Origin of the sequence: Pseudomonas sp. O230 (assembly GCF_045447035.1) — a bacterium.
In the GTDB taxonomy this organism is placed as follows: domain Bacteria; phylum Pseudomonadota; class Gammaproteobacteria; order Pseudomonadales; family Pseudomonadaceae; genus Aquipseudomonas.
Window position 1 is genome coordinate 1 of record NZ_JBJGXN010000010.1, and the last position, 13095, is coordinate 13095.

Sequence of the window (13095 nt, forward strand, 5' to 3'; positions counted from 1 at the left end):
CCTTTGCGCCTATCGCAAGCCTTGAACTATCCGTAGTCTGCGTATATTGCTGCGCCGGCTCTTTTAAGTCCGTGCGAGTCCTGCAGTATTCTTGGTATCAGTTAAAGGCTGGGACATTAGTGCAAGTTTTAGTAAGAGGATGAACCGTGAGAATTTGGAGAGGCGCGGCGGCAGGGCCTATCAGCCTATTGATGATGGTTGCGAGTATGAGCCTTATCGCAATCGTAACTGATGCGCAGGCTCAGGCCACTCCTCAATCCACTCAAGAGATTAAAGGCTTGCTGGACTTTGTCGAACACAGTCAATGTCAGTTTGTGCGTAACGGGAGTGAGTACCCAGGAACCCTGGCTCGAGGGCATCTGGAGAAGAAGCTTAGTTATCTCGAAGGTAAGAACATGGTGAACAGTGCAGAAGACTTCATTGATCTTGCTGCCACTAAAAGCAGTTCAAGTGGCCGCGCCTATGAGGTGCGATGTCCAGAAGGCGCGCAGCCGGCAAACAAGTGGCTGAAAAAGGAGCTACAGAGGCAACGGCAGCTTCATTGATTTAGTCCAAAGTCGAACAACACCCTAGGTGGCATAGCTTTTCACTCCCATCTGTGGCGCGTTTGGTAAGCAAAATGGCGTCGGTGATCATTGTTGTGGTTTGAGGGGCTATTCTGGCGGGAACTTATTTCGCTGCGACGCCAGCGCAATCCCCCGGTCAATCTGGTTTGACCAGACGTGTAACGGGAGGGAGAGCTATTTTTGGCGGGCGCTAGGCACACCAAAAAAATCGGCACGACAGAGCGTGCCGGTGATTCTCATCGTTACATTCTTATTTTTTAATGGAAACAATTGCGGCTTTGCCGCCCTCTAGCCGAAAGGAAAACGTTACACGGTCTCCAGCCGTCAGCCCTGTCAGCTGATCTTCCGTCACTGAAAAGGCCATTGTCATTGGAGGCCACTGTACGGCTGGAACAGCTCCGTGGGAGATGGTCAACGTATGCTTCGTAGTATCTATAGCCTTGATCGTTCCCTCGGCATTGGCAACTTGAGCCTGTTTTGAATCTTGTTCCATCTGCATGCCCTCCATACCGTCCATTTTCATGCCCGGCATGTCCTCTGCATGGACAGAAAGTGAAAGCGCAAATACGGTGCTTGCAACTGCAATCATGGTCAGTTTCATACGACTTTTCCTTGAGGCTTGATGGGTGCAACTGAGAGGTGCCGACGACGCATCAGACGATAGGCTGCCGGAATGACAAACAGGGAAAGCAAAGGTGCCGTGACCATACCGCCGATCATGGGCGCGGCAATGCGGCTCATCACTTCGCTACCAGTCCCGCTGCCTAACAAGATGGGTAATAGCCCAGCGATAATGACGGCCACTGTCATGGCCTTGGGCCGAACTCTCTGCACAGCTCCTTCACGAATCGCCGCAACCAGCCCGCGCTCAGTGCTATCGCCGAGGTCTTCACGTTCAGCCCAAGCGTTCTTCAGGTAGAGCAGCATGATCACGCCGAACTCGGCAGACACCCCGGCCAATGCGATAAAGCCGACTCCGGTGGCGACCGACAGGTTGAATCCCAACAGATAGAGGAACCATGCTCCACCGGTCAGTGCGAATGGCAGAGTGGCCATGATCAGCAAGGCCTCATCGAAGCGGGCGAAAGTCAGGTAGAGCAGCACGAAGATGATCAACAGCGTGGCAGGTACCACCAGTTTGAGGCGTGCGTTGGCCCTTTCGAGAAACTCGAACTGTCCTGAGTAGCTCAGACTCATGCCGGGCTGCAACTTGACCTGCTCATTGACGACCTGGCGTAGATCGGCGACCACAGAAGCAATGTCCCGACCACGCACATCTATATAAACCCAGCCTGAAGGCCGTGCGTTCTCGCTCTTGAGCATAGGCGGGCCGTCCGTGACCGTGACCTTCGCTACCGTGCCGAGGGTGATCTGGCTACCTAGCGGTGTGTAGATTGGCAACTGCGCCAAAGCGCCTAGCGAGTCACGCCACTCACGTGGGTAACGCACGTTAATCGGAAAGCGTGCGAGGCCTTCAATGGTCTCCCCGACGTTTTCGCCGCCGATAGCGCCGGCAACGATGGACTGCACATCAGCGATATTTAGTCCGTAGCGGGCGGCGGCCTTGCGGTCGATATCCACGTCGATATAACGGCCACCGGTCAGTCGCTCGGCCAGAGCCGAACTGACACCGGGCACGTCCTTTGCCACCCGCTCGACGGCCTGAGTCGCCGCATCGATTTCCGTCAGGTTGCTGCCGGCAACTTTCACTCCGATGGGACTCTTGATCCCGGTGGCCAGCATGTCGATGCGGTTACGAATCGGCGGTATCCAGATATTGGTCAACCCTGGGACTCGTACCACTCGATCCAGTTCTTCCACCAGTTTTTCCTGGGTCATCCCTGAACGCCATTGGTCATGCGGCTTGAACTGGATCGTGGTTTCGAACATTTCCAGCGGTGCGGGGTCAGTGGCGGTTTCGGCACGACCAGCTTTACCGAAGACATGTTCGACCTCTGGCACGGTTTTGATCAGGCGGTCGGTCTGTTGCAGTAGTTGCGCCGCTTTCTGTGCCGACAACCCCGGCAGAGCCGAAGGCATATACAGCAGATCACCCTCGTCCAACGGTGGAAGAAACTCGCCACCTAGGCGTGACAATGGCCATAACGCGCTGACAAAAACCAATAGCGCCACCAGCAGCGTGATCTTTGGTCGACGCAGCACCGCGTCCAGAGCGGGCTGGTAGATCCGGATCAGCCAACGGTTTAGCGGGTTGTGCTGCTCAGTGGGGATTCGACCCCGAATCCAATAGCCCATCAGCACTGGTACCAAAGTCACTGACAATCCCGCCGCTGCGGCCATGGCGTAGGTCTTGGTGAAAGCTAATGGGCCGAACAATCGCCCTTCCTGTGCTTCCAGGGTAAAAACCGGAATGAACGACAGGGTGATGATTAACAAACAGAAGAACAGTGCTGGGCCTACTTCTGCCGCCGCTTCGGTCATTACATGCCAATGACGCTCACCCTTCAGTTCCTCCCCAGGATTGGCCGCGTGCCAGGCCTCGATCTTCTTATGGGCGTTCTCGATCATCACCACGGCAGCATCGACCATGGCGCCGATGGCGATGGCAATCCCACCCAAGGACATGATGTTGGCGTTGATCCCTTGGTAACGCATGACGATGAAAGCAATCAACACCCCCACCGGCAGCGAAATGATCGCTACCAGCGATGAGCGCAAGTGCCAGAGAAAGATCCCGCAGACCAACGCGACGACGATGAACTCTTCGATTAGCTTGTGGCTGAGGTTTTCCACGGCACGGTCGATCAGCTTGCTCCGGTCATAGGTGGTGACGATTTCCACCCTGACTGGCAAACTTTTTTTCAGCTCGTCGAGTTTGGTCTTGACCGCCGCAATGGTCTCGCGAGCATTCTTTCCGCTGCGCAAAATCACCACGCCGCCGACGGTCTCGCCTTCGCCGTCGAGTTCAGTAATGCCACGCCGCATTTCCGGCCCCAACTGGATCGTGGCGACATCGCCAAGACTCACCGGTACACCTCCAGCACCGAGCTTCAACGGAATAGCACGAAAGTCATTGAGCGTTTTTAGGTAGCCTGAGGCCCGCACAATGAACTCGGTCTCTGCCATCTCCAGCACGGCACCACCGGTTTCCTGATTGGCCTTGCCGATAGCCTCGGTTACCTCAGCTTGAGTGATACCGAGGCTGGCTAGTTTGAGGGGATCAAGCTGCACCTGGTACTGCTTGACCATACCCCCCACAGTGGCCACCTCCGCAACGTTCGGCAGGGTCTTGAGTTCGAACTTGAGAAACCAGTCCTGAAGTGCACGAAGCTGTGCAAGATCATGTCCGCCACTGCGATCCACCAAGGCGTACTGATAGATCCAACCCACTCCCGTCGCATCCGGCCCCAACGCTGGCTTTGCGCTGGCTGGCAACCGACTTTGTATCTGACTCAGATACTCCAACACCCGTGAGCGGGCCCAGTACAGGTCAGTACCGTCCTCGAACAGCACGTAGACGAAGCTGTCACCGAAGAAGGAATAACCGCGCACCGTCTTTGCGCCTGGCACCGAGAGCATGGTGGTCGCCAACGGATAGGTCACCTGGTTTTCGACAATCTGCGGCGCCTGGCCTGCGTAAGGTGTACGGATGATCACCTGCACATCGGAGAGGTCTGGCAGCGCATCAATGGGCGTGCTCTGCACCGACCAAATGCCCCACGCCGTGACAAAAAGTGTCGCCAGTAGCACCAGGAATCGGTTGGCCACTGACCAACGAATTAGGGCCGCGATCATGGCTGGCTCCCCGATTTATCCAGGCGCTCAACACGCAAACCATCATCGGTCTGGCTGACCGCGATACGAACCTTGTCGCCCGCTTTGAGGCCCTGTATCAGAGCCGGACTGGCGAGTGGGAAAGTCATCGTCATGCCAGGCATGCCCAGCGTCTTGAAGGGGCCATGGGCGAGCGTGACTTCTTTGTCGTTGATCTCAACGATCTGCCCATCCGCCTCATGAAAACTGGAGGTTGCTGCGCTGGGCAGTGACTCTTCCTCCGAGCTTGCAACGATTCCCTTAAGACTGGCCTCCGAGTCGAGCAGGAACTGGCCAGACGTAACCACCTTCTGGCCTTCTTCCAGACCTTTCACTATCGCCGTCTTGCCATCGCTTTCCTGCCCGAGGTGCACTTCCACTGGACGGTAGCGGCCCGCGTCTTCGGCGAGCATCACCAAGGCACGTCGGCCAGTGCGAATGACGGCCTCGCTCGGCACCCACAACACACTTTGCCCGGTCGAGCGATTCAGGCGTACCTGCGCCGTCAAACCCGGTATGAGGCGCCCGTCGGGATTGGGTAGTTCCACACGCACGCGAAGAGTGCGGCTGTCCGGGTTGGTCTCGGGTAAAATCGCACTGACCTTGCCACTGAGCATTGTCCCAGGGAAGGCTGGCAGACGCGCTTCGACCGCCTGCCCCACGGTGATCGATCCGGCATCCGATTCTGGAACGGCCACGGCGAGCCAGACACTGCTCAAGCCATTGACGCGTGCCAGAGTATCTCCAGTCGCCACGGTCATCCCCGCACGTACATTCAATTCTTGCAGCACACCACCAATAGGGCTGGTGAGGGTCAGGTACGGCTGAACCTTACCGCCACGCTCTACTTGAGTAATCAGTGCTGCCGGCATCCCTGTGAGCCGCAGTCGCTGGCGAGCCGCAGCCAACAGGTCAGCATCCCCGCTGCGCTTCAGGGCAAGAAGCTCTGTCTGGGCAGCCGCCCATTCCGGCACCAGGATATCCGCCAACGCCGCGTTGGCTTTGAGCACATCACCGGGAGCGTGGGCATATACCCGCTCCACAAAGCCAGTGGTGCGAGCCTGAATCACAGCGACATCACGTTCGTTGAATCCCAAGACTCCCGTCACATCGAGGCTGGAGTCAAAGATTCCACGGGTGACTGTTGCAAAACGCAGACCGAGATTCTGCGTCAGACTCGGATCGATACTGACGGTCGCACGATCCCCTGCGCCACCGGCGTACTGAGGAACCAGTTGCATGTCCATGAAGGGGGATTTACCCGGCTTATCGAACTTTTGCTGCGGGTACATGGGGTCATACCAATACAGTGCTTTGCGTTCGCCCTGTGAATTGAGACTCTGCTCCTGTGTGGTATTTGGTAGTCCACTCATGCGCTGATGTGCCAACCAAAAACCACCGGCAACACCCAATGCCAGCGAGATGCCTACCAGCAATGCCCCGTTCCCTTTTTTAAGGATCATTGGCTGGACTCCCCATAAGCAAAATACAACCGCGCACTGGTCAGCGCTCGCTGCTCTTCCACGTCGATCTGTTTGAGGCGGGCCTCGATGAGTTCACGACGGGCGGCAACAACGGCGTTTAAATCGCCTTTTCCCGAGCGATAACTGGCCATGCTGAGTTCGACCTTTTCCTTAGCCAGCGGCAACAGGCTTTCCTGGTTACGGCGTACCGCACGATTCAGGCGCTCATAGTCAGCCAGTTCGTTTTCCAGTTGCTGGGTATGCTCGCGTGACAGGGCTTCGCGCTCGGCCTCAAGCTGACTGAGTTCCGCCTGTTTGGCTGCGATTTTGGGGTTTTGGCGAGAGTCAGGAAACAGCGGTAGATCCCAGGAAAATTGCACGCTGACCATATCGCCGAACTCACGGCCACGGCGCTGGTAATCCAGTTCCCAGCTCCAGTCTGACTGCTTCTCCGACACAGCTTCACGAACCTTGGCTTGCGCTTCGCGGGTCATCGGTGCAAACGCTGCCAACTCGGGATGGTGTTGCAGTTTATGAGAGTAACTTGAGGTGTCGACGGGCCATTCAGGCAAGCTGCCCACAGGCTTGTCGTTGGCGGCGGAGCCAATCCAGCGTTTGAGGGCCGCTCGAGCCTGTGCTCTCTGGAGAATCAGATCGTCCTGCTGCTCCGCCAGTTGAGCTGCTTCCTGCTTGGGTGTCACCGCATCGGCGGGTTGAGCGCGGCCACCGGCAATTTGGGCCCGGACGGTATCGCTCAGCAGGCGGTTTTCTTTGTAGAAGTCCTGGAACAGCACATCTTTGCGCTCAACCGAGTAGCTGCTGATCCAGGCCAACGCCGTGGACTGGCGCACTTTCAGACGTTCGACTCGACGCTCCGCAGAGGCACGATCAATAGCTGCATCGGCGACTTCGATACGCGCTTTGCGCTTGTCGCTATTGGGCATCTCCTGCCTGACCCCGACCATCCGCATAGTCATGAAGTCTTGGTCGATACTCCAACGATCCGGGCCGCCGATGGGGTAGTTCTGCACGCCCACCAGGAGCTTGGGATCAGGTAATTCACCAGCAGGGATGGCTGCATTGCTGGCAGCCTGAATTTTCGCGTCTTGTGCGGTCAGCGACGGCGCATTGTTTTCTGCCAGCCGCAACGCTTCATCGAGCGTTAAGCCGGCAGCGAGGCTCGGCAATGCCAGCATGCATGCCGCCAGGCCGGCCACGAGTGACCAACCTGTGCAATAGCACTTAGGGTTCATGTTTACGATTCCTGTGATCGTCCACTGCACACGAAAAAAGACATGCGCGCAGCTAGTCCATCCCGCTAATGCGGAATGACGCTCAATGTGGGACAGGAATCAAACGCGAGGCGGTCGCCAAACCCCGGACGAGGTCTTTACAGGTAAGGAATCGCTTAAGAATGAAAGCACTACAGGGCTGAATACGGTTACAGGAGGCTTGAAGATCGAGACTTGCAGCATGCCGCCTGTCTTGCATTCCTGGCCCGGCTTACAAGGTTTGCCGTGCTCGGAAGGGCTTTTCATATCGTTGCAGCAGTCCATCCCCATGTCGTCCATCATCGCCATGCCCATCGTCTTCATTGGGCACGGTTCTGTCGGTGCCTGAACGCCCGCCATCCCACTGAGGGGAAGCGCCAAGCTGATCATGAAGATGATGCAAAACCGCAGATAGCGTTTCATGGTCTGGAGTCTAGTCGCTGCAAATGGCTCTTACAATTGAACACGTCACCATCGACCTGTAGTCAAAGTTTCTCGAAAGCTATGACGCCAGATAGGAGTTAAGCCAGCATTACGCATCGAAAATAGGTAACAGACCAGTGTTGCTGGTGAGCTCGAACACTCGGACGTCGCCTTATGCGGTCAGGCCCATCCAGCCATGGAAGCCCACGTACAGACCAACACCGACGATCAGTACGCTGGACAGGTACGGCGCACGACGAGCAACGGTGCCCAGCCATGGCCAGCGGTTGGAAGCCTGTTTCGCGCCAATAGCGGCGGCGGCACCTACTGTTACCAATGTGAGTGCCAAACCAATGCTGAAGCACAGGACGAGCACACCACCCAAGGCGACTTCTTTGACCTGAAGGCAGAGCAGCAGGACGGTGATAGCCGCTGGGCAAGGAATGAGCCCACCCGTCAAACCGAATATGATGATCTGGCCCGTGGTGACTTCACGGTTGGTGAATCGCTTGCGGATATCGTTGGCATGGGCACGCTCATGCGCATCCTGATAACCGTCAATCGACAATTCCAACCCTTCCAGTTCGGAATGCGCGTGATGGTGTTCATGTTCTTGGTATTCCAGGTCGTAATCATGGGAATGGCCGGCATGGCCCAGACTCAGGCGGGCACTGAACTCATGTGGCTCGGGAATATCGAGCGTCGACTCCAGGAAGCCTTCGCGCTCGACGAAAGCGAACGATTGGGTGCTGCCGTCTGGACGGGTAATCATCAGGCGAACATCTGAGGCAGCCCAGGCACGTCCGGTCAATGTCTTTAGGCGCCAATGCGGTGGCATACCTACTTCAAAAATCGACAGTTCGATGCGCCCGTGGCCGGTATCGATTCGGTGGGTTTCATCATGATGTCCATGGTCATGCTCGCCGTGATGGTGGTCATCACCTTGCTCGAACTTGAACATCTGCTCACCGCGCCAGGTACGCCACAGCATCCAAAGCGCAATTGCGATGATCAGTGCAGAGGACGCGAGCTGGAAGTATGGCTCAGTGGTTTGTGCGTCCAAGCCTTTGCCCAGATACATCCCGCCGATAGCGACTAGCCACACTACGGCAGTGTGCGAAAGCGTAGCGGCCAAGCCCAGCAACACGGCCTGTTTAACCGAGCCACGAATGGCCACGATGAACGCTGCCATCATGGTCTTTGAATGGCCGGGCTCCAAGCCATGCAAGGCACCGAGCAGAATGGCGCTAGGGAAATACAGCCAGGCGTGAGCCCCGCCCTGTTGTAGCAATTCAGCGAAGTTGGGCATGTCAGACCTAGAGGTATTTGGTGATTTGCTTGAAGGCTTCCAGCGGTGCGCGCTCGCCATTATTCAAAGCCGAGACGGTGTCCTCCAGGCAGTGATCGATGTGATCCTGAATGAGCGTGCGCTTGGCTTGGCACACCGCTTTTTCAACAGCGTGCAACTGCTGAGCAATGTCCACGCATTCACGACCCTCTTCGATCATGGTGATGATGCCGCGTAAATGGCCATCAGCCCGCTTGAGGCGCTTGATGATCGCATCGTGACTTTGGTGGGTGTGCGGATGGCTATGTTGGTGTTCTTGCTCACTCATGGCTTGAGCCTCAGGCCTCAATGAATTACGCCGGCATCCTATCCCCCCTAGGGGGATAGGTCAAACGTATCAGAACCCGATAAGAAGAGTTGAAACCCGAACGCCATGTTCAGCAGAACACTCACATTGACGGTGGTACTCGCGTTTGTTCTTGCCATGTTTGTGGACAGGGCCGGGCGATCCCTTTGCTTTCACTCGTGGTCAGCAGGCCACGCGGGTAGGCTGATCATAAAGGTCGTATGGCCATCTCTGGAGACACATCCAACGGTGCCGTCATGGGCGTCGACCAGTGATTTGACGATTGCCAGCCCTAACCCCGCATGGTTCGTAGCGCTCTCTCTCCGTGCGGGATCGACTCGGTAAAAACGGTCAAACAGCCGGGGCAGATGCTCTACCGCTATCTCCTCGCCGGGGTTTTCCACTGACAAGCTGATCATGTCGCCAAGGGGCTCGATTTTCACGGAGATCGTACAGTCAGGTGGGGTATACCTGAGCGCATTGGACAGCAAATTTGAGATCGTCCGATCCAGCATCGTCCTGTCACCATTCACCGCGCCGTGCCCGACTACCTGCAGCTTTACCCCTGTGTCGTCTGCCAGAAGCTGGTAATACTCGAACAATTTCTCGACGACCGAACGCAACTCGATTTTCTCTTTGGCAGGTAGAACCAGGCCGTTGTCCGACTTTGCTAAAAAAAGCATGCCGTCAATAATGCTGGAGAGTCGGTTCAGATCTTCCAGGTTGGAATAAAGATTCTCTTCATAATCCTCTGGTGCACGTTTCTTTGTGAGGATGACTTCGGTATGTGTGCGCAGATTGCTGATAGGAGTACGTAGCTCGTGCGCGATATCGGCTGAAAAGTTAGACAACCGAGCAAATGATTCTTCAAGGCGAGCCAGCATAGCGTTGAACGAAGTGACGAGGAGCTCTAGCTCGCGAGGCACAGAGTCCATGGGAATCCGCTCTTTCAGCGATCCGGCTGACATCGAGGCCGCGACTTTCGTTACTTGTGCGACCGGCTTCAGCCCGCTGAGCGCGACCAACCACCCTAAACCTGCGCTGACCAAGGCGCTAATCGCCAGCCCGATCACTAACCACCAGCGCAGAGTTTCAACGAAATGCATATGGCTTGTAATGTCTAGACTCAGCCACGCGGTCAGTGGCTCAGCTTCATTCGCCAAATGAACTTGGGCTTTCATGCCTCGGTACATATGGCCTCCAGCTGTCCACTCCCACATATCTTCCCTCGGGTCACCAGAGGAGGAAGAAGGATGTCCAACTGCATTTGAAGTCGCGAAGAACGTCTTCCCGCCCATCGCGATAATTGAGGCTGAGAGTTCCTGGTGAGCACCAAGGAGTGCTTGTAGTTGCAACACAACTTCTGAAGGGTCTGCGGAGCCAGCTTCGCCATCCATTATTTGCCGAATGGATTCGAGCTTTTCCGTCATCGCTTGACGGTCGATGGCCTTAAAGTGATGCTGACTGAACCCATCAAAGGTAAAGCCTGCTACTACCAACACGGCCACCACGGCACAGACAAACATCATGCTTAAACGGAGGGTAAGAGATGCGCGCTTCATTCTGTATCCGGAGCATCTAGCATGTACCCCATTCCCCTCGCGGTCTGAATCATCTTGGTGTCGAAATCGTCATCGATTTTGGCCCGGAGCCGACGAATCGCGACTTCGATCACGTTGGTATCACTGTCGAAGTTCATGTCCCAAACCTGCGATGCGATCAGTGATTTCGGCAAGACTTCTCCCCGACGACGCATCAGCAGCTCTAGCAGCGAAAATTCCTTGGCGGTAAGGTCAATGCGTCGACCTGAGCGCGAGGCCCGTCGCTTTAGAAGATCGACCTCCAGATCCCCGATCTTGATAGATGTCTGATTGGGTACGGCGGCGCCACGGCGAAGCAAGCTTCTGACGCGGGCAAGCAATTCAGAAAATGCGAAGGGTTTGACTAGATAGTCGTCCGCACCTAATTCCAGCCCTTTTACCCGGTCATCAACTCCGTCCCTGGCCGTCAGAAACAGCACAGGAACAGAGTTCCCGGCTGTGCGGACATTTCGGATAACTTCCCAGCCATCAATGCCCGGCATCATTACGTCCAGAATTAAGAGATCGTAGGTCTCGTTCAACGCCTGATGCAACGCCTCCGTCCCGGTCACAACCCTGTCGACACTGAAGCCGGCTTCCACCAAGCCTTGTTGGAGGTAAATTCCGGTTTTAGGTTCGTCTTCTGCTACCAACAGTTTCATGCTTGGGCTCCGGTTGTACGGCGTTCAAGTGTGCAACCAAACTGACGACTGTGCGCAAGCTTACGCAAATGTAATTGTCCCAACAGCAAACGGAAAGCGCCCAGTCACAACGGGGCCGGGTGTGGTGGATTGAGGGAGAGAAGCTAGTCAGCAGCTTACAAAAATGTAACCGGCAATCTGAGCTTTTTGCGCTTAACCTACCTTGCTGGCGGTGCGGAAGCGCTACTCGTGGTGCACGCCAAGGGCATGCAGAGCAACCGCGCAATGACACGTGACGAGGTGCATAGAATGTTCAAACTAAAGCTATCGCTTGCTGTGGGATTGATGATTTGTGGGGTTGTGCAGGCAGCTGAGCCACTCACAATTGACGTACATCGTGACGCGAACTGCGGGTGCTGCAAGGAGTGGGTCAAGCATCTTGAATTGAATGGATTCAAGGTAGTCGACCACGTGGAAAGTGATATGAGCGCTATCAAGCAGAACCTGGGCGTGCCACAGGGACTCGCTTCATGCCATACGGGTGTAATTGACGGCAAATTCGTAGAGGGTCATGTCCCCGCCGATGAAATCAAGAAGCTGAATGGTCATTCAGACCTCGCAGGAATTGCAGTGCCAGGCATGCCCGCAGGTTCTCCTGGTATGGACTACGGCCAGAATCATCAACCTTACCAAGTCCTGGGGCTTACCAAGGCAGGTGCGCAAGAAGTGGTCGCTGACTACCCCATCAGCCGATAGTCGTTGCTCAGATCTGAGCGCCGTTGGGGCCGCTCGGATCTAGCTCCTGGATCACCCTTGAGCCATCTCGATTGAGGGGCTCAATGTTCCTAGCCAAGCCACCAAGCAAACGATGACGACAGCACAGGTCGATTCGATCACCACACTTTTTCTCAAAGCAGTTGCCGCTAGAGAAAAATCACCGGCCACCACAGATCGCTCTAGTGAAGGGCTCAGGTAGAAACGATTGAGGGTAGCTAGCCCGATCATGCCCACGAAAAGTAGGATCTTCACGAGTAGGAGAATGCCATAGGTACTGGTTACGACTTCGATTACTGTCGGCCCTACAATGAAGAGATAATTAGCGACACCAGTAACTATGATCGTACCAACAATGAATGCGCCCGCTGTTTCGAATCCCCTGAGCGCTCGCGTTAGCACTCGTACCAGTTGCTCCGAATTAGCCCCCCTAATACTCAGCATCAGACCAAACGCCGCGAGAGCTCCGATCCATCCGCCAGCCGCAAGTAGGTGCAGAATATCAGCGGCAAAGTGCCAGAATCGCAGGGCGCCTTCATCCATCGCCCCGTGACCTGTCCATGGGATTGTCGCTAAGGCAATGCTGCCCGCAATGGTAGCGACCCAGAGACTGCCCGTCGGCCATCGCCTGTTCTGGCTTCCAGCAAAAATCACCACTGCTAGCGAGATCATGCGTGTCACCCAGCTGTAACCCACCTCAGTCTCGTACAGCATCATTTCCATGTGAGCTCGCAGCTCCGCCCAGTCGGATGCGCCGCTCATATTTTTTGTCATAACTACAAAAGCTGCTATGGACAAAAGCATACCTACAACAGCGGTGCCAGGTAGTAGCGACCCAAAATGCAACAGCGTTCCCGATACACGCTCTTTTCCCCGAAAGCTGTATAGCCCAAAGACGGCAAGACCGAAGAGGAGCATCAGATCCAAATACAGCGCGAGGCGCAGCGCCACGTTAATTGGGTCGCTCAT

General features: G+C 55.8%; 12 protein-coding genes. 2 read left to right on the forward strand and 10 right to left on the reverse strand.

What is annotated here, in order from left to right; all coding sequences use genetic code 11:
• Window positions 1–206: 206 nt before the first annotated feature.
• Window positions 207–545 carry a DUF5329 domain-containing protein gene (locus ACI77H_RS21495; protein WP_407013731.1) on the forward strand — a complete coding sequence of 113 codons (339 nt, stop codon included), beginning with the start codon at window positions 207–209 and terminating at the stop codon, window positions 543–545.
• A 271-nt stretch (window positions 546–816) separates the two neighbouring features.
• Here ACI77H_RS21495 and ACI77H_RS21500 read toward each other — a convergent pair whose 3' ends face one another.
• The 9 genes from ACI77H_RS21500 to ACI77H_RS21540 all read right to left on the reverse strand — a co-directional run bounded on the left by ACI77H_RS21500 (window position 817) and on the right by ACI77H_RS21540 (window position 11373).
• Window positions 817–1167, reverse strand: a complete 351-nt coding sequence (locus ACI77H_RS21500) for a copper-binding protein (protein WP_149660834.1) — start codon at window positions 1165–1167, stop codon at window positions 817–819.
• Window positions 1164–4322 carry an efflux RND transporter permease subunit gene (locus ACI77H_RS21505; RefSeq protein ID WP_407013732.1) on the reverse strand — a complete coding sequence of 1053 codons (3159 nt, stop codon included), beginning with the start codon at window positions 4320–4322 and terminating at the stop codon, window positions 1164–1166. The genes ACI77H_RS21500 and ACI77H_RS21505 overlap by 4 nt, the downstream gene beginning before the upstream one ends.
• A complete protein-coding gene (locus ACI77H_RS21510) occupies window positions 4319–5803 on the reverse strand; it encodes an efflux RND transporter periplasmic adaptor subunit (RefSeq protein WP_407013733.1) in 1485 nt (494 codons plus the stop codon). The genes ACI77H_RS21505 and ACI77H_RS21510 overlap by 4 nt, the downstream gene beginning before the upstream one ends.
• Complete coding sequence (locus tag ACI77H_RS21515; protein WP_247289063.1) at window positions 5800–7056, reverse strand: TolC family protein; 1257 nt, start codon at window positions 7054–7056, stop codon at window positions 5800–5802. Before ACI77H_RS21515 ends, ACI77H_RS21510 begins: the two co-directional genes overlap by 4 nt.
• Before the next feature lie 99 nt (window positions 7057–7155).
• Complete coding sequence (locus tag ACI77H_RS21520) at window positions 7156–7497, reverse strand: hypothetical protein (RefSeq protein ID WP_094468402.1); 342 nt, start codon at window positions 7495–7497, stop codon at window positions 7156–7158.
• A 172-nt stretch (window positions 7498–7669) separates the two neighbouring features.
• The gene (locus ACI77H_RS21525) at window positions 7670–8806 is read right to left on the reverse strand and encodes a nickel/cobalt efflux transporter (RefSeq protein WP_407014052.1); all 1137 of its coding nucleotides are present in this window, start codon (window positions 8804–8806) and stop codon (window positions 7670–7672) included.
• A gap of 7 nt (window positions 8807–8813) precedes the next feature.
• Window positions 8814–9113, reverse strand: coding sequence for a metal-sensing transcriptional repressor (locus ACI77H_RS21530; protein ID WP_407013734.1), 300 nt, complete (start codon window positions 9111–9113; stop codon window positions 8814–8816).
• Between the two features lie 191 nt (window positions 9114–9304).
• Window positions 9305–10693 carry a heavy metal sensor histidine kinase gene (locus ACI77H_RS21535; RefSeq protein WP_407013735.1) on the reverse strand — a complete coding sequence of 463 codons (1389 nt, stop codon included), beginning with the start codon at window positions 10691–10693 and terminating at the stop codon, window positions 9305–9307.
• Complete coding sequence (locus tag ACI77H_RS21540) at window positions 10690–11373, reverse strand: heavy metal response regulator transcription factor (RefSeq protein WP_407013736.1); 684 nt, start codon at window positions 11371–11373, stop codon at window positions 10690–10692. Before ACI77H_RS21540 ends, ACI77H_RS21535 begins: the two co-directional genes overlap by 4 nt.
• A 288-nt stretch (window positions 11374–11661) precedes the next feature.
• Between ACI77H_RS21540 and ACI77H_RS21545 the strand changes: the two genes are divergently transcribed.
• A complete protein-coding gene (locus ACI77H_RS21545) occupies window positions 11662–12108 on the forward strand; it encodes a DUF411 domain-containing protein (protein ID WP_407013737.1) in 447 nt (148 codons plus the stop codon).
• Between the two features lie 51 nt (window positions 12109–12159).
• Here ACI77H_RS21545 and copD read toward each other — a convergent pair whose 3' ends face one another.
• On the reverse strand, window positions 12160–13095 hold the full coding sequence (gene copD, locus ACI77H_RS21550; RefSeq protein WP_407013738.1) for a copper homeostasis membrane protein CopD: 936 nt from the start codon (window positions 13093–13095) through the stop codon (window positions 12160–12162).

Coding starts and splice junctions, on each gene's coding strand:
- ACI77H_RS21495 (WP_407013731.1), top strand. CDS start 207: ATGAGCCTTATCGCAATCGTAACTGATGCGCAGGCTCAGGCCACTCCT.
- ACI77H_RS21500 (WP_149660834.1), bottom strand. CDS start 1,167: ATGAAACTGACCATGATTGCAGTTGCAAGCACCGTATTTGCGCTTTCA.
- ACI77H_RS21505 (WP_407013732.1), bottom strand. CDS start 4,322: ATGATCGCGGCCCTAATTCGTTGGTCAGTGGCCAACCGATTCCTGGTG.
- ACI77H_RS21510 (WP_407013733.1), bottom strand. CDS start 5,803: ATGATCCTTAAAAAAGGGAACGGGGCATTGCTGGTAGGCATCTCGCTG.
- ACI77H_RS21515 (WP_247289063.1), bottom strand. CDS start 7,056: ATGAACCCTAAGTGCTATTGCACAGGTTGGTCACTCGTGGCCGGCCTG.
- ACI77H_RS21520 (WP_094468402.1), bottom strand. CDS start 7,497: ATGAAACGCTATCTGCGGTTTTGCATCATCTTCATGATCAGCTTGGCG.
- ACI77H_RS21525 (WP_407014052.1), bottom strand. CDS start 8,806: ATGCCCAACTTCGCTGAATTGCTACAACAGGGCGGGGCTCACGCCTGG.
- ACI77H_RS21530 (WP_407013734.1), bottom strand. CDS start 9,113: ATGAGTGAGCAAGAACACCAACATAGCCATCCGCACACCCACCAAAGT.
- ACI77H_RS21535 (WP_407013735.1), bottom strand. CDS start 10,693: ATGAAGCGCGCATCTCTTACCCTCCGTTTAAGCATGATGTTTGTCTGT.
- ACI77H_RS21540 (WP_407013736.1), bottom strand. CDS start 11,373: ATGAAACTGTTGGTAGCAGAAGACGAACCTAAAACCGGAATTTACCTC.
- ACI77H_RS21545 (WP_407013737.1), top strand. CDS start 11,662: ATGTTCAAACTAAAGCTATCGCTTGCTGTGGGATTGATGATTTGTGGG.
- copD (WP_407013738.1), bottom strand. CDS start 13,095: ATGAGCGACCCAATTAACGTGGCGCTGCGCCTCGCGCTGTATTTGGAT.